The organism is Paraburkholderia sp. RAU6.4a, assembly GCF_050435625.1.
Lineage (GTDB): Bacteria > Pseudomonadota > Gammaproteobacteria > Burkholderiales > Burkholderiaceae > Paraburkholderia > Paraburkholderia tuberum.
In genome coordinates this window covers 1,098,065-1,115,300 of record NZ_JBNDKQ010000002.1, presented here as the reverse complement: position 1 = coordinate 1,115,300, position 17,236 = coordinate 1,098,065, and the positions used below count along the sequence as shown (strand labels likewise).

The window sequence follows — 17,236 nt, the reverse complement described above, 5'->3', positions numbered from 1 at the left end:
AATGCGCGAAATTGGTGCGTTGCAATGCCCACACGTTTGTTTGCGAGTCTGCTCGCGCCTCGTGCGTGGCCGGCAAACGTAAGCGGCGTAATGGTGTGCGCCGGATTTGCCCATGCGAGGCCCAGAGGTGGCACACTATCTGCTTTATTGGTGCCGATCGATTTATCCCGGCAGAATTTTCCGCCCGCGACGCCATATAAGTGGACGTTCCGGGATGGGTCAGCTAGATTGGGCGGCGGCTGAATCCGCCGAAATTGTTAATCAGGAGATAGGTTATGAGTAAATCCGTGGCCGACGTCATTCAACTCGTCAAGGACGAAGACGTCAAGTTTGTCGACTTCCGTTTCACCGACACGCGCGGCAAGGAACAACACGTTTCGGTGCCGGTGTCGGCATTCGATGAAGACAAGTTCGAAAGCGGCCATGCGTTTGACGGATCGTCGATTGCCGGCTGGAAGGGCATCGAAGCATCGGACATGTTGCTGGTCCCGGACGCGAACACGGCCTTCATCGACCCGTTCTACGAAGAATCGACCCTCGTGCTGACCTGTGACGTCGTCGAACCGGCTGACGGCAAGGGCTACGAGCGCGACCCGCGCTCGCTCGCGAAGCGCGCCGAAGCGTACCTGAAGAGCTCGGGGCTCGGCGACACCGCGTACTTCGGTCCGGAACCGGAATTCTTCATTTTCGACTCGGTCCAGTGGAACACGGATCAGTCGGGCTGCTTCGTGAAGATCGGTTCGGAAGAAGCACCGTGGTCGTCGGCGAAGGAATTCGAAGGCGGCAACACCGGCCACCGTCCGGGCACCAAGGGCGGCTACTTCCCGGTCGCGCCGGTCGATTCCTTCCAGGACATCCGTTCGGAAATGTGTCTGCTGCTCGAACAGATCGGCATTCCGGTCGAAGTGCATCACCACGAAGTGGGGGGCATGGGCCAGAATGAAATCGGCACGAAGTTCTCGACGCTGGTGCAGCGCGCCGACTGGACGCAGCAACTGAAGTACATCATCCAAAACGTCGCGCACACGTACGGCAAGACGGCAACGTTCATGCCGAAGCCGGTCGTCGGCGATAACGGTTCGGGCATGCACGTTCACCAGTCGATCTGGAAGGACGGCACGAACCTGTTCGCAGGCAATGGCTACGCAGGTCTGTCGGAATTCGCGCTGTTCTACATCGGCGGCATCATCAAGCACGCTCGTGCGCTGAACGCGATCACGAACCCGGGTACGAACTCGTACAAGCGTCTCGTGCCGCACTTCGAAGCGCCGGTCAAGCTCGCTTACTCGGCTCGCAACCGTTCGGCATCGATCCGAATTCCGCACGTCTCGAACCCGAAGGGCCGCCGTATCGAAACGCGCTTCCCGGATCCGCTGGCGAATCCGTACCTGTGCTTCTCCGCGCTGATGATGGCGGGTCTGGACGGCGTGCAGAACAAGATTCACCCGGGCGAAGCCGCCGACAAGAACCTGTACGACCTGCCGCCGGAAGAGGATGCAAAGATCCCGACCGTGTGCGCGGGCCTCGACCAGGCTCTCGACTCGCTCGACGCGGACCGCGAGTTCCTGACGCGCGGCGGCGTGTTCACGGATGCGATGCTCGACGCGTACATCGAACTGAAGACGACGGAACTGCAGCGTTATCGTCAGGCGGTGCACCCGATCGAATTCGAAATGTATTACTCGCTGTAAGCGGCCATGGCGCTTCGCCCTTCACCCGGCGAAGCGCTTTGCCCGACGCTCGCGATCGGTCACAAAGGGACGGCGGCGCCGTCCCTTTTTCGTTAGGCCGTACGCACGGCCGGCCGCGCGCGGGCAACACGGCATTCGGTGAAGCACAATAAAGCAGCACTCCTGATTTATCACCATCTCCTACCGGCCAGACTGCAAGATGGTTCTCAAGAATCTGATCAAGGCAAGGAAAGGACACGAACAGACGCTGTCGGACGACATGCAGCTCGTGAGTTCTGGCTTGCTGCCAGGCTTCGAGGCGCTGCCGACCGTCTTGCTGGTGCTCGAGAAGCGCACGCTGCGCGTCGCGTTCGCGAATCCGTCGGCGGAGTCGATGCTGGAGATGTCTCGCAAGCAACTCACGCAGATGGCGTGGCCAGACATCTTCTCGAACGCGGACGAACTGGTCGCGACGATCACCGCGATCGCCGCGCACCGCTTTCACGCGACGCATCTGGACGCCGTGCTCGAGCGTCCCGGCCACGAGCCGCTGCACGTGCATGCGATCGTCGGTTTTCTGGAAAGCGCGCAGGACTACGTGTTGCTCGAACTGTTCGAGAACGAGCGGCATCTGCGCACCGACCGCGAAGAGCGCATCAACGACCTGACCGCCGTCAACAAGCATCTGATCCGCAATCTCGCGCACGAAATCAAGAATCCGCTGGGCGGCATTCGCGGCGCCGCGCAACTGCTCGAGTTCGAACTCGGCGAACGTGAGCGCGACGAGTTGCGCGAGTACACCCAGGTCATCATCAAGGAGTCGGACCGTCTGCAGACGCTGGTCGACCGCTTGCTCGAACCGCACCGGCATCCGCATATCGTCGGCGACGTGAATGTTCACGAGGTGTGCGAGCGCGTGCGTCAGGTGATTCTCGCGGAGTTTCCGCGCGGCCTGACGATCGAGCGCGACTACGACGTCAGCGTGCCGGATCTGCGCGGCGACAAGGAGCAACTGATCCAGGCGCTGCTGAACATCGTGCGCAATGCGGCCGAGGCGTTGCGCGAGCGGATCTCGCAGGGCGATGCGCGCATCGAATTGCGCACGCGCATCGCGCGCAAGGTCACGATTTCAAAACGCCTGTGCAAGCTGGCATTGGACTTGCATATCATCGACAACGGCCCAGGTATTCCCGAAGAGATTCGCGACCGCATTTTCTATCCGCTCGTGTCGGGGCGCGAGGACGGCAGCGGTCTCGGTCTCACGCTAGCGCAGACCTTCGTGCAGCAGCACGAAGGTCTGATCGAGGTGGACAGCCGGCCGGGCCATACCGAGTTTCAGATTCTGCTGCCGCTCGACCTCTAGATAACACAAGCACCTCAAGACTTCTGACCGACCTATATGAAGCCGATCTGGATAGTAGACGACGATCAATCAATTCGCTGGGTGCTCGAGAAAGCGCTGGCGCGCGAGAACTTCGCGACGCGCAGCTTCGCGAACGTGCGCGAAGCGTCGGCCGCGCTCGATCACGACAGCCCGCAGGTGCTGGTCTCCGATATCCGCATGCCTGGCGGCTCCGGGCTGGAGTTGCTGCAAACCGTACGCGACAAGGTGCCGGGCTTGCCGGTCATCATCATGACCGCGTTCTCGGATCTCGATAGCGCGGTCGCCGCATTCCAGGGCGGCGCGTTCGAGTATCTGGCGAAGCCGTTCGACGTCGACAAGGCCGTCGAGCTGATTCGCCGCGCGGTCGACGAAAGCATGCGCGGCGAGCAGACGTGGGACGACCGCGTCGCCGAAGCGCCCGAGATGCTCGGCCAGGCGCCCGCGATGCAGGACATGTTTCGCGCGATCGGCCGCCTGTCGCATTCGGCGGCCACCGTGCTCATTACCGGCGAATCAGGCACCGGGAAGGAACTGGTCGCGCGTGCGCTGCACCGACATAGCCCACGCGCGAACGGCCCCTTCATCGCGTTGAACACGGCCGCGATTCCGAAGGATTTGCTGGAGTCCGAACTGTTCGGTCATGAGCGCGGGGCGTTCACCGGCGCGCAGGCGATGCGCCAGGGACGCTTCGAGCAGGCCGAGAACGGCACGCTGTTTCTCGACGAAATCGGCGACATGCCGTTCGATCTGCAGACGCGTCTGTTGCGCGTGCTGTCGGACGGGCAGTTCTATCGCGTGGGCGGCCACAATCCGTTGCGCGCGAATGTGCGGGTGATCGCGGCGACGCACCAGAATCTCGAATCGCGCGTGCGGCAGGGACTGTTTCGCGAGGACCTGTATCACCGTCTGAACGTGATCCGTCTGCGTTTGCCCGCGTTGCGCGAGCGCAACGAGGATATCCCGCTGCTGACGCGGCATTTCCTGCAAAAGAGTGCGCGCGATCTCGGCGTCGAACCGAAGCGCGTGTCCGAGGAGGCGCTCGCGTATCTCGCGTCGCTGCCGTTTCCGGGCAACGTGCGGCAACTCGAGAACCTCGCGAACTGGCTCACGGTGATGGCGCCCGCGCAGACGATCGAAACCAAGGATCTGCCGCCCGATCTCGGTCCCGCGCACGGCGCCGGGAGCGAGCTTGGTGCGGGCGCCGCTGCCGGCGCGACGACGGATGGCACCGTGGCGACCAATGCGGGAATCGCGGGCGGCGTGCCGCTCGCTGGCACGAACGGCGGCGCGCTCGTGCATCCGGGTGGGGCGGCCGGTGCGTCGGTCGCCACCGCGCTGAGCGCATGGGAAGGCGGCTTGCGCACCGAAGTCGCGCGCATGCTGCGCGAAAACGCGGCCGACGTGATGGACGAACTCGCGCGCCGCTTCGAAGCGGCCGTGATCCGCGAGGCGCTCGACTTCACGCGCGGCCGCAAGGTCGAGGCGGCCGAGCGGCTCGGCATCGGGCGCAATACGATTACGCGCAAGATTCAGGAGCTCAATCTGGAGCCTTGATGCGCTCGTTCTGAGCGATGCTGCATGGCAGGCGGGGGCGGCTCAGGCCGCCTTCGTCGTTGTTGCATCGCGCCCCGCGGCAAACCGTCAACCACCGCGCACGAGGCATAATCAACGCTGTTCCGATCCAACAGCCGACGATGCCAGCTTCTTCAGCTTCTCCCGCCCCGTTCGAGTGGCCGCTTTCCCCCGATCCTTTCCTGTCGCTCGAAGAGCTGTACGACGCTGACGCACTCGCATGGGTCGACGCGCAGAATGCGCGCACCCGCGTGGCGTGGTGCAGCGGCGAGTCGTTCGACACGCTCAGACGGCGGCTCGCCGATGCCTATCTGCCGCGCGAGCGTCCGGTGATTCCGGATCGCTGGAAGGACTGGGCCTACGATTTGTGGCAGGACGAGCGCAATCCGCGCGGTATCTGGCGACGCACTTCGTGGGCCGCATGGCGCAACGGCGCGCCGGTGTGGCAGAACCTGCTCGACTTCGACGCGCTCGGCGCGGCCGACGGCACGCCGTGGGTCTGCGTCGATCTCGACATCCTTTATCCGGACGGCGACCGCGCGCTGATCACGATGTCGCCGGGCGGTTCGGATGCGCTCGTCGTGCGCGAGTTCGATCTCGACGCGCGGCGTTTCGTCGACGATGGCTTCGCGATTGCGAAGGCGGGCAAGCACACGGTGTCGTGGATCGATCGCGATACGCTGTACGTCGGCTGGGACAATGGGCGCAAGACGCTGACGCGCTCCGGTTATCCGCGCGACGTGCGGCGCTGGACCCGCGGCACGGCGCTCGCCGATGCGCCCGTCGTGTTTCGCGGCGAGTTTGGCGACATCGGCGTGGAGGCGCATTACGATCCGGTCGATAGCCGGCATACGGTGACGAGCAGCGTCGACTTTTTCGATTCGCACACGTATTACCTCGACGACGCTAGCGACGCATGGCATCGTTACGAAGTGCCGTCGCACGTCGCGGTGGGGGCGTGGCAGGGCTGGCTGTTGCTCGAGCCGCGGCTCGATTGGGAGTGCGAGTGGGACGGCAATCTCGTGCGCTATCCGGGTGGCGCGCTGCTCGCGATTCGCGAGGACGCGTTTCTGCGCGGCGAGCGCGACGTGACGCCGCTCTTCACGCCGACGCCGCTGACCTCGGCCTGCGAGTGGTCGCATACGCGCCATCATCTGATCGTGTCGTATCTCGACGACGTGCGCGGCAAGACGCTGATCTGGACGCCGTCGCAGCGCGAGGACGGCACCTGGCAGTGGCGTGAGCGCGTGTTCGCGTCGCGCGGCGATGCGCAGGTCGACGTGTCGCCGGTCGAGTCGACATTGAACGACGAAGTGTTCGTCGACACCGACGATTATCTGCAACCGCCCGCCTACTGGCTCTCCGATCTCGCGCTCGAGGAGCCCGGCGAATGGGAGTTGCTCGACCGTTGGCCGACGCAGTTCGACGCGACGCGCGTTGCGGTGACGCGCGGACATGCGGTATCGGCCGATGGCACGCGCGTACCCTACACGGTGATTGGGCCGAAGGAAGCGCCGTCATCGCCGGGCGATGAAAGCCCGACGCGCCCCTGTCTGCTGAGCGGCTACGGCGGCTTCGCGATTCCGCTGCTGCCGAGCTATCTGACGGGGCAGGGTATCGGCTGGCTCGAACGCGGCGGTGTGTACGTGGTCGCGCATATTCGCGGCGGCGGCGAGTTCGGCACGCGCTGGCACACGGCGGCGCAAGGCGAGCATCGCCAGCGCGCGTTCGATGATTTCATCGCGGTCGCCGAGGCGCTGATCGCGACCGGCGTGACGAGCGCCGCACAGCTCGGCATTCAGGGCGGCAGCAACGGCGGTTTGCTGGTGGCCGCGTGCATGGTGCAGTGGCCGCAGCTATTCGGCGCGGTCGTCTGCGAGGTGCCGTTGCTCGATATGAGCCGCTATCACCTGCTGCATGCGGGCGCCTCGTGGATCGACGAGTACGGCGACCCCGACGAACCCGATGAAGCGCGTGCGCTCGCCGCGTATTCGCCGTATCACAACCTCGCGGCGGGTGTCGCGTATCCGCCGGTGCTATTCACGACGTCGACCGCCGACGATCGCGTGCATCCCGGCCATGCGCGCAAAATGGCCGCGCGCATGCAGGCGCTGGGCGCGCAGCACGTGTGGTATCGGGAGAATACGGAAGGCGGCCACGGCGGCTCCGATGAGTTGGAGCAGGCCGAGCATGATGCGATGGTGTTCGGGTTCCTGTGGGGTGTGCTGGGCGGCGCCTGAAGCAATAGGGACGCGAGGCAGCGCTGCCTCGTTTCGTCGCTGTATTCCGGATCAGCCCAGCTGCGCGAACACTGGCGCGTGATCCGACGGCTGCTCCCACTTTCGCGGCACCTTGTCGATGTCGCACGCCGAGCAGATGTCGGCCAATGCCTTCGACAGCAGGATGTGATCGATGCGCAGTCCCGCGTTGCGACGGAACGCCATCATCCGGTAGTCCCACCACGAATAGATTTTTTCCTGCTGCTCGAACTGGCGGAACGCGTCGAGCAGACCGAGGCCGATCAGCCGCACGAACGCCGCGCGTTCCTCGGGCGACACCAGATTCTGACCTTCCCATGCCTTCGGATCGTGCACGTCGCGATCGTCGGGCGCGATGTTGTAGTCGCCGAGCAAGGCGAGCTTCGGATGCAGCGTCATCTCGGTTGCGAGCCAGTCGTGCAGCGCGTCGAGCCAGCGCAGCTTGTACGCGAACTTGTCGGTGCCGGGCGCCTGGCCGTTGGGGAAATACGCGGAGATGATGCGCACGCCATCGATGGTCGCCGCGATCACGCGCTGCTGCGGGTCCTCGAAACCGGGGATGTTGCGCACGATGCTGCTTTCGTCGACGTTCAAACCTTCGCGCACCAGAATGCCGACACCGTTATAGGTTTTCTGACCCGCGTACCAGCTTCGATAGCCGACCGCCTCGAGTTCGGCGCGCGGAAATTTTTCGTCGGGAAGCTTCAGTTCCTGCAGGCACAGCACGTCGGTGCCGCTGCTCGCGAGCCAGTCGATGACGTGTTGCTGGCGGACTTTGAGGGAGTTGACGTTCCAGGTGGCGATTTTCATCAGTTGCACAAATTGTTGATTTTCAATAAATATTTGACTTGATGTGGTCGTGATATACGTATCGATATACCATTTCGCGAGTGGTGTTCCGTTACTCGGGAGTCACGCGCCATGCCAATCCGGCGTCGGAGCCTATATGATACGGCCTGTCACGCCGGGGGCGCGGGTTCGAGTCCCGTCCACTCCGCCAGACAAAGCCCGTTCATGGGAACTTGAACGGGCTTGTTGCTTTTGGACCATCACCAGACCATCAGCTCGGGCCGGTCGAGCGTGGGCTTTCGCCGCTGTCCCGGTTGTTGAACTCCCGCCCATGAAACAGGCGCTATTCGGTAGGAACGGGAACCCGGATGCACGCAACCCGCCGTGCATCACCTTGCTGGGAAACCGCTTGCGGTTGCGCATCGCCGCATGCGTCGATCGCGGCGGGGCAGCGCGTGCGGAACGCGCATCCCGACGGCGGTTGCAAGGGCGACGGAATCTCGCCTTGAAGCAGCAGATGCCGTCGCGCGCGCTCGACGCTCGGGTCGGGAACCGGTACGGCCGACAGCAATGCACGGGTATAGGGATGCGCAGGTGCCGCGTACAGCGCGCGTTTTTCGCCGAACTCTATCACGCGCCCCATATACATCACCATCACGCGATGGCTGATTGCTTTCACCACGGCCAGATCGTGCGCGACGAACAGCAGCGACAACGACAGTTCGCGTTGCAAGTCGCGCAATAGATTAACGATTTGCGCTTGAATCGACACGTCGAGCGCGGACACCGGTTCATCGCAGATCACGAGTTGCGGCTCGCTGATCAATGCCCGTGCAATTCCGACGCGCTGACATTGCCCGCCCGAAAACTCATGCGGATAGCGCCGCAGATGCTGCGCATTCAGGCCGACGCGTTCGAGGATGGCCAGCACGCGAGCGCGCACATCGGCGCGCGCGACATCGGGCCGATGCGTGATCAACGGCTCCGCGACGATCTGCTCGATCGTCATGCGCGGATCGAGCGACGCCAGCGGGTCCTGAAAGATCATCTGCACGTCGCGCCGCAAGATGCCGAGATCGCGCTTCGCGCCTTGCACGGTTTCGACGCCATGAAGCTTGACGCTGCCGCCCGAGGCAGGCGCAAGACCGACGATCGCGCGCGCGAGCGTGGACTTGCCGCAACCGGATTCACCCACCAGCCCGACAGTTTCGCCGCGCCGTACATCGAACGACACGCCGTCGACAGCGCGCAGCGTGGCCTTGCCGGACCACGGTAATTTGCCGCGCGGCACGCTGAAATGCACCTTCAGTTCGTTCACCGACAGCAGCGGTTCGGTACTGTTGCAAGCGGAATGCTGGTTCATCGAACGGCCTCCAGAATGGCTGAAACCGGACGGTGGCACGCGCGCAATGCACCCTCCAGATCGCTACGCGCATCGAGCGACGGCACTATGGTGCGGCAAGTATCGTCTGCAATCGAACAACGCGGTGCGAACGCGCAACCCGCGCCGATTTGCCCCGGCAAAGGCGGATTGCCCGGAATGGTTTGCAACGGGCGGTCGTCGTCGTCGGTGATGCGCGGCAGCGCGTTCAACAGGCCGATCGTGTACGGATGGGTCGGCGCGGCGAACAGCGCGTGCGCGTCTGCCTGCTCGACCGTGCGCCCTGCATACATCACCATCACGGTGTCGCACAATCCGGCAACCACGCCCATGTCGTGCGTGATGAGGACGATTGCCGTGCCGCGCTCGCGATTCAGTTCGCGCAGCAATTCGATGATTTGCGCCTGAACGGTGACGTCGAGCGCGGTTGTCGGTTCGTCGGCAATCAAAATTTCCGGTTCGGACAGCAACGCCATCGCAATCATCACGCGCTGCCGCATACCACCCGAAAACTCATGCGGATACATGCCGATGCGGCGTGCGGCATCGGGAATCCGCACCGTGTCGAGCAGCTCGACGGCACGCCGACGCGCTTCGCGACGCGACAGCTTCTTGTGCAATTGCAGCGATTCCGTCATCTGCCGTTCAATGGTCAAAAACGGATTGAGCGCCGTCATCGGGTCCTGAAACACCATGCCGATCCGGTTGCCGCGAATCCTGTTCAGCGCTGCGTTGTTCATCGTCAGCAGATCGCCGCCGTCTTTGCCACGATACAGTGCGGTGCCCGACACGCTGCCGTTCGACGACAGCAAACCGAGCAGCGCCATCACGGTCTGACTCTTGCCCGACCCCGATTCGCCGACGATGCCCAGCGTGCTGCCCGCGTCGAGCGAAAACGACACGCGTTGGACCGCATCGACCGGCGGTCCTTCGCGGCGCGTGAAGCGCACACTCAGGTTCTTCACTTCGAGTAGCGCCATGTCAATGATCCTTGGGGTCGAGAGCGTCGCGCAAACCGTCGCCGACGAAGTTCACGCAATACAGCGTCACGCACAGCATGACGGCAGGGCAGAGCAGCAGCCACGGCATCGATTCGAGTTTTTGGGCACCGTCTTCGATCAGCACGCCCCAACTCGTCATCGGCTCCTGGACGCCGAGTCCGAGAAACGACAGCACCGATTCCGTCAGCACGATCGTCGGCACTGTGACCGTGGCATACACGACCACCACGCCGATCAGGTTCGGCACGATATGCCGCGCGATGATGGCGCGGGTGCTGACGCCAGTCGCACGCGCCGCGTCGACGAATTCGCGCGAACGCAGCGACAGCGTCTGACCGCGCACCACGCGCGCCATATCGAGCCACGAAAACGCGCTGATGGTCAGCACGACCAGATAGAATGCGCGGCCGAACAGCGTCATCATCATGATCGCGATCAGCATGTACGGAATCGCGTACATCACGTCGACGACGCGCATCATAACGGCGTCGACGCGTCCGCCCATGAAGCCGGCTGTCGCGCCCCACGCGACGCCGATCAGTCCGGACACCAGCGTGCCGAGCAACCCGACTTCGAGCGATACGCGCCCGCCCACCAGCGTGCGCGCGAGCAGGTCGCGACCGAGTTCGTCGGTACCGAACAGATGCATGCCGAGCCACGACGGCGGCAGACTGATCGATCCCCAGTCGCTGTCGACCGGATTGTTGGGCAGAAACAGCGGCCCCGCAAAGCATGCGACGACGATCAGCAGCAGGATCACGAGACTTGCAAATGCCGCGCGATTACGCAAAAAGCGCATGCCGGCAATCGCGAACGGTCCGCGCGAAGCCTTCGTGACGATGCCGCCGGACAGACAGCCGCCTGCGGCCGCCGCATCGGCCGGCGGCGCGACGAACGCGCGCGCGGCCAGGTTGAATCGACGAATCTTCATGTCAGTACCGGATGCGCGGATCGAGCCATGCGTAAGCAAGATCGACCAGCAGATTGAACAGGACCGCGAATGCCGTAATCAATGCGACCAGACCGAGCACGAGCGTGTAGTCGCGATTGATCGCGCCGTTCACGACCAGTTGCCCGAGACCGGGCAGCGCGAATACGGATTCGGTGACGACCGCAGCGGTGATCGACGAAATGCACAGCGAGCCGAGTAGCGATACGACCGGCATCAGCGCCGGTTTCAGCGCATGACGCAAGACGATGGTGCGGCCGGCCAGACCTTTCGCGCGCGCGGTCCGGATGAAGTTGCCGGACAGCACTTCGATCATGCTGCCGCGCATCACGCGCGCAATCGTCGATACGTTGATGATCACGAGCAGTACGATCGGCAATACGCGGTAGTGCCAGTCGCCATCACCCCAACCGCCAGCGGGCAGCAGACCATGCTCGCCGCGTTTGATCAGGATCGCGAAGACCCACACCAGCACGGGGCCGAGGATGAATGGCGGCACCACACTGCCGAGATTGCCGAGCAACATCACGCCGTGGTCGATCACGCCATTGCGGCGCACCGCCGCAACCGTGCCGAGCGCCACACCGATCACCAGCGCGATCGGCACCGAAATGCCGCCGACGCCGAGGCTGACCGGTAGGGCTTTCCACACCAGTTCGCTGACCGACCAGTCCGTGTAACGGAACGACGCGCCGAGATCGCCGTGCAGCAGCGAGTCGATGTACAGCAAATACTGCTTCCACAGCGGCTGATCGATGTGGTATTTCGCGTCGAGATTGGCAAGCACGGCCGCCGACAGATGCTTCTCCGAATCGAACGGGCCGCCGGGCGTCAGGTGCAGCAGCAGGTAGCACGCGGTGATCACGGCGAGAATCGTCGGGATCGCCCATAACGCGCGGCGCAATGTATAAGCCAGCATGGCAAGGCTCCTTGCGCTCAGTGCTTGATGATGTACATGTCCTGCGACTGCCGCTGATCGACGTAGTTGGTCGGCGAATAGCCGCCCACATACGATTTCACGAGCCGCACCGCCGAGTACTGGAACATCGGAATCAGCGGATAGTCGTTCATCGCGATGTCGTGCGCCTGCGTTAGCATCGCGGTGCGCTTCGCTTCGTCCATCTGCTGGTTCGCCTGATCGATCAACGCATCGACCTTCGGATTGCAGTAGTGCTGGTCGTTCTGCACGCTGTTGCAGCGGATCAGGTCGAAGAACGACATCGCGTCGTTGTAGTCGACGAACCAGCCGTCGCGCGACGCCTGCACCTTGCCGTCGTGGCGCATTTTCAGGAGCACGCGGTTCTCGACGTTTTCGAGCTTCACGTTGACGCCGAGCTTGGTGCGCCATTCCGACGTCGTGAATAGCGCGACCTTCTTGTGCAGGTCGTTGGTGTTGTATGTCAGCGTAAACGTCAACGGCTTGGCAGCGGAATAGCCCGCCTGTTTCAGCAGGTCTCGCGCGGTTTCGATACGTTTCGCCATCGGCCACGCGGCCCAGTCGGGCTGGAATTGCGCCGCGCCTTGCGTGCCTTTTGCAATCAGGCCGTACAGCGGCAACTCGCCGCTGGCGGTCAGTTTAGACGTCAGCAGGTTGCGGTCGATCACCATGGACAGCGCCTCGCGCACGCGCTTGTCCCTGAAGGCCGGGTCGGCGTTGTTCAGCGAGTAGTAGTAGGTGGCGATAAACATCCCGGTCTTCAGTTCGGAGCCGAACTGCTTGCTGACCTGGTTATAGATGCCGGACGGAATCGAATACGTGTAATCGAACTGGCCGGCCTGATACATCCGCATTGCCGTTTCGTCGCTTTCGATCGGCAGATAGGTGACTTTCGTGATCGCGACCTTGCTCGCATCCCAGTACCTGTCGTTCTTCACCATCACGAGACGGTTGCCCGGTTGCCAGTCGCTCAACGCATACGCACCGTCGCTGACCATGTGGCCGGGACGGGTCCATTCGTCGCCGTACTTCGCGACCGTCGCGCGGTTCACCGGCGCCATCGTCGACATGGCGGTCAGTTGCGGAAAGAACGCGGTCGGGTCTTCGGTCCTGACCTCTACCGTGTACGGATCGACCGCGCGCACGCCGAGACTGGAGAGCGGCGCCTTGCCCGCCAGAATCGCCTTCGCGTTCTTCACGAACTCGACCAGGATCGTGTATTTCGAGCCGGTCTTCGGATCGACCACGCGTTGCCATGAATAGACGAAATCGGCGGCCGTGACCGGCTCGCCGTTACTCCAGCGCGCGTTGTGGCGCAGCTTGAAGATCCATGTATCGGGCGCGCTGCGGCTCCACGATTGCGCGACGCCCGGCACGACCGCACCGTCGGCGGCGATTCGCGTCAAGCCTTCGAACAGGTCGAGGCCGATCGTATTAGCGGCCCAGGATTCGATATGCGCGGGGTCGATCGATTCTGCCTCGACGGGTGTTTGCCGCGTCAGTTCCTGGGTGGCTGCGAGCGTGACGCCGGGCGGGATCGTCACGGCGTGGGCGGGAGAGAGAAGGGCGAGTGCCAACGCGGCCAACGCCGCCCGAGTGGCGTGAATCGGTTTCATTGCGTATTTCAAGTGGCATCCGAATAGCAAAAAAGCTGGCGGTGCACGAGGCACCGCCGCCAATCCTCTTCAACAACGAAGAAGAGGCAAGAGGAGACCTACGGTCCTGCGATAAAGCCCGCTGCGACGATCAGAAGCGGTAGGTCGCACCGATCTGGAAGAAGCGGCCCAGATTCGTGTACAGCGACTGGTCGTAGCCGGTGATGTCCGGCGTTGATTGCCACTCCACGTCGAACGGCGGCTCCCTGTCGAAGATGTTCTGGATGCCACCATAGATCGTCCAGTTCTTGAAGCCGCGATAGGTCATCATCAGGTTGAACTGGCTATACGACGCCACCGAACCCGTGCCACCGTCGCCGAACTCGGCTGCCACTGCGTTGGTGTACGGACCCGTGTACTGCCAGCTCAGCGTCGTGGTCATCTTGCGGTAATCCCAGGTCAGGCTCGTGTTGCCCTTCCAGCGGGGATTCGACGCACCGAACGGTTGCAGCAGCGCGAGGTTGTTACCCGCGAAGTCCTGCGTTGCAGCGCCCGGGCTGTTCAGCTTGAAGTGCCACACGTACGCCCAGTCGCCCGACAGCGTGAACGTGCCGTACTTCGTGCCGACCGACTTGCGGAAGTTCATGTCGAAGCCGTCGGTATCCAGCGAGCCGAGGTTGACGAACTGTTGCGCAATGTAGCGGATCGTGCCGTCAGGATTGCGCACGACCTTCGACGGGTCGTTGGCATCCAGCACGGCATTCGGATCGTCGGTACCGATCACGCCGTCGATATGAATCTTGTAGAACGCTGCACCGATATCGGTCGACGCATCCGGCGACAGTTCGAAGCCGATGTTGTAGTTCTTGGTGTGCTCCGGTTGGAGGTTCGGATTGCCGTTGATCTGTTCCGTCGTGAAGTGCTTGGTCGGCACGCCGCTCGGGTCGTTCGGATCGACGAGGTTCTGGTGAGCCAGGTAGGTTGCCTGCGAGTTTTCGACCAGCGTCGGCGCGCGGAAACCGCGGCTGTACGACGCGTACGTCGTCAGCATCTGGACCGGTTGGAAGCGCAGTGCGAAGTTCGGCGAGAACGCGCCGCCGAAGTCGCTATAGTGGTCGTAGCGGCCCGCTTGCGTGAACGTCAGGTTGTGGATGATCGGAATATCGATCTGGTAATACACGGCCGCGATGTTGCGTTCGCCGTCGACGGACTGAACGTTCGCCGGCACGACGATCCCTTGCGACGAGTACGTGCGCGGGTTGATCAGCGAGCTTTCGTGACGGAATTCCGTACCGAAACCGATGCCGACCGGGCCAGCCGGAAGGTTGAACAGATTGCCGGTCGAGGTCTTCGCCGTCACGCTGTCGAGCTTCGAGATCGCCTGCTGGTTGTCGTCCTGGAACAGGCCGTTCAGACCGTTCGGTGTCGATGCCGGGTTCGCGAAGTTGTAGCCGCCGTTCGGGCCGAGGATGTTTTCAAGCGCGGCCGTGTTGATCATGTTCGAGTACGTCGTGTCGACCGTGCTCTGCGAATGACCATAGTCCACCGACCAGTCCCAGTCGCCGACCTTCGGCGTGGTGAACGAACCTTTCACGCCCGTCGAGGCCTTCCAGAACGTCGATACCGTGTCTGCGCGCTGCGCAACGCCCGGGAAGGTCAGGTTGATCGGTGTATCGACACCGTACGGGTTGTACGGATTCAGCGCCGACACCGTGCGGTCGAGTTGCGACACCGAGCCGGTCAGCGGATTGAACACGTTCGACGTGCTGCTGATGGCCGGGCTGCCGAAATACTGGACCGTCTCGTTGCGGCTCGCCCACAGGTCGGCGTAAGCCTGTATGTCGTCGTTGATCTTGAAGGTGCCGCGCACCTTCGCGTTCATACGCGTCGTCTGTGGAATCAGCGAGTACGTGTTCGCGTTCTTGTACACGCACGATGCGCCCGCCGCGTTAGTGCTGCCCGGAGGGCATGGGCTCAACGCGGCGGTCGAGCCGTCCGGCAGTTGCCAGAATGACTGCTGATTCGGACCCAGAGGACCAGCCGACCCACCTGGGAACTGGCTGAAGTCTTCGTTTTTGGTCATGTCGCGCTGGTCGAGCGTCGAACCGGAATCGCGATAGTAGCTGGCGGCTGCCGTCACGTTGAAACGATCCGAGTTCAGGTCGCCGAAGCCGCCGAGCACGCTGAAGTTGCCCTGACCGTCACCCGGATGCTGTGCCTTGCCGAGCTGCCCGTCGATCTGAAGACCCTGGAAGTTCTTCTTCGTGATGATGTTGACCACGCCGGCAATCGCGTCGGAACCGTATGCGGACACGGCGCCCGTCTTCACGATTTCGATGTGATCGACGATGTTCAGCGGGATCGTGTTGACGTCGAAGAACGTGTCGGTGAAGTTCACCGCCTGTGCGTAGTTCGCGACGCGTTGGCCGTCGACCAGCACCAGCGTGTACTTCTCGGACAGACCGCGCAATGCGATCCCCGAGCCGCCCGGCGCCGTGCCGTTCATCGTGGTGGAACCCCAACTGGACGCGGAGTTGGCAGACATGCCGCGCAGGAAGTCGGCCACGGTCGTGTAGCCGCTTTGCTGGATTTCCCTTGCTGTAACGGTCTGGACTTCGACGTTGCCGGTCTTGTCCGATGTGCGGATCAGCGAACCGGTGACTTCTACTTTTTCGAGCTTGCTGACGGCGGGGGGAGGCGCCGCTGGCGTGCTTGCGGCCGTCGGAACGGCCGCTGTATCAGGTTGGCTTTGTGCGTGTGCCAGCGGGACGAACGCCGCTGTCAACACCAGCTCGGCTCCGATGATTCTTTTGATGGCTGAGGCCAATCGCTTCTGTTTCACTTGCGCTCCTTCTTGTTGTTGAGGCCACTTCCGTTGAACGATCACGCAAACGCAGGCGCGAGTTGCGCATGCGCTGCAGTGCGTTGACGTCAGCGAGTTCTTCGCTGTCCGGCGCATCCCCGCGCCGTCCCGCACATCCCGTCCAGGGTGCGTCGCCGATCGTGTCGGACGCGCGCCTTGGTCTTGAAGCGAGCGCAGCAAGAGCATGAGATATGCCATGTGTGAGGTCGCGGACCGTCGGAAAGGCCTTGAGCGGCCTCCGCAAATGCATCGAAGCGATTGATTTGCTTAGGAATTAAGACTTACGAAAAATTTTGTTACGCGAGTAATGCATGGAAATAAATCTCTCCTCGTGCGTGTAACAGAACACAAGAAAATTTCAATTAAAAAAGAATACAGCCCCGTGGTTTGTTGTCGTTACGATTGGTGCGGAATTCGCACCGCGCGAATGCGTTAATTCCGAATTGGTGCATTAATAAAAGTGGATAAAACGAAATTAGATTCACTAATTCTGGGCAATTAAGATGCCTTAAAAACGCTAAGTAATAAATGTAAGGAAATGATCGGTAAGATGGCTTCGCGTTGCGCGGAGCTTTTTTGGGGCGGGGATTGGTCTGCAATTGGTGTTCATGATGTAAGCAAATGGAATGTGCAAAGAAAGATATATGTAATAAAGTTGGCTATGTCGTATTGGGCATTGCACCAAAGCGTTTCAATTGCGATTTTTCGCACCATTTCGGCAATAGCGAATTAAAGACCTTTCCAGGATAAGCCTTCGAAAGCGGCTTTACGCCATTACCGAAATCAATTTGTTTTGCTATACGCGTGCGCGAGCGCGACGCAAGCCTTCGGGATGCG

General features: G+C 62.3%; 11 protein-coding genes. 4 read left to right on the top strand and 7 right to left on the bottom strand.

Going from position 1 to position 17,236, the window contains the following annotated elements:
- Positions 1-275: 275 nt before the first annotated feature.
- From glnA to OKW40_RS09800, 4 genes are all read left to right on the top strand, one after another.
- Positions 276-1,691 (top strand): type I glutamate--ammonia ligase, encoded by a 1,416-nt coding sequence (glnA, locus tag OKW40_RS09815; protein WP_184063875.1) that lies wholly within the window; start codon positions 276-278, stop codon positions 1,689-1,691.
- A gap of 199 nt (positions 1,692-1,890) precedes the next feature.
- Positions 1,891-3,033, top strand: coding sequence for a nitrogen regulation protein NR(II) (gene glnL, locus OKW40_RS09810; RefSeq protein WP_184048104.1), 1,143 nt, complete (start codon positions 1,891-1,893; stop codon positions 3,031-3,033).
- Positions 3,034-3,069: 36 nt separating this feature from the next.
- Positions 3,070-4,608 (top strand): nitrogen regulation protein NR(I), encoded by a 1,539-nt coding sequence (gene ntrC, locus OKW40_RS09805; protein ID WP_429489497.1) that lies wholly within the window; start codon positions 3,070-3,072, stop codon positions 4,606-4,608.
- 140 nt (positions 4,609-4,748) lie between these two features.
- Positions 4,749-6,866 carry a prolyl oligopeptidase family serine peptidase gene (locus OKW40_RS09800; RefSeq protein WP_429489495.1) on the top strand — a complete coding sequence of 706 codons (2,118 nt, stop codon included), beginning with the start codon at positions 4,749-4,751 and terminating at the stop codon, positions 6,864-6,866.
- Between the two features lie 51 nt (positions 6,867-6,917).
- On the opposite strand, the gene xth is transcribed toward OKW40_RS09800, so the two are convergent.
- The 7 genes from xth to OKW40_RS09765 all read right to left on the bottom strand — a co-directional run bounded on the left by xth (position 6,918) and on the right by OKW40_RS09765 (position 16,378).
- On the bottom strand, positions 6,918-7,694 hold the full coding sequence (xth, locus tag OKW40_RS09795; protein ID WP_090800854.1) for an exodeoxyribonuclease III: 777 nt from the start codon (positions 7,692-7,694) through the stop codon (positions 6,918-6,920).
- 322 nt (positions 7,695-8,016) lie between these two features.
- Entirely contained in the window at positions 8,017-9,036 is a 1,020-nt protein-coding gene (locus tag OKW40_RS09790; RefSeq protein WP_429489493.1) for an ABC transporter ATP-binding protein, read from the bottom strand.
- Complete coding sequence (locus tag OKW40_RS09785; RefSeq protein WP_429489491.1) at positions 9,033-10,034, bottom strand: ABC transporter ATP-binding protein; 1,002 nt, start codon at positions 10,032-10,034, stop codon at positions 9,033-9,035. Before OKW40_RS09785 ends, OKW40_RS09790 begins: the two co-directional genes overlap by 4 nt.
- A gap of 1 nt (position 10,035) precedes the next feature.
- Entirely contained in the window at positions 10,036-10,986 is a 951-nt protein-coding gene (locus OKW40_RS09780; RefSeq protein ID WP_429405165.1) for an ABC transporter permease, read from the bottom strand.
- Between the two features lies 1 nt (position 10,987).
- Complete coding sequence (locus OKW40_RS09775; protein WP_429489490.1) at positions 10,988-11,923, bottom strand: ABC transporter permease subunit; 936 nt, start codon at positions 11,921-11,923, stop codon at positions 10,988-10,990.
- 17 nt (positions 11,924-11,940) lie between these two features.
- Positions 11,941-13,557, bottom strand: a complete 1,617-nt coding sequence (locus tag OKW40_RS09770) for a peptide ABC transporter substrate-binding protein (RefSeq protein WP_429405169.1) — start codon at positions 13,555-13,557, stop codon at positions 11,941-11,943.
- A gap of 130 nt (positions 13,558-13,687) precedes the next feature.
- On the bottom strand, positions 13,688-16,378 hold the full coding sequence (locus OKW40_RS09765; protein ID WP_429355778.1) for a TonB-dependent receptor plug domain-containing protein: 2,691 nt from the start codon (positions 16,376-16,378) through the stop codon (positions 13,688-13,690).
- Between the last annotated feature and the right edge of the window lie 858 nt (positions 16,379-17,236).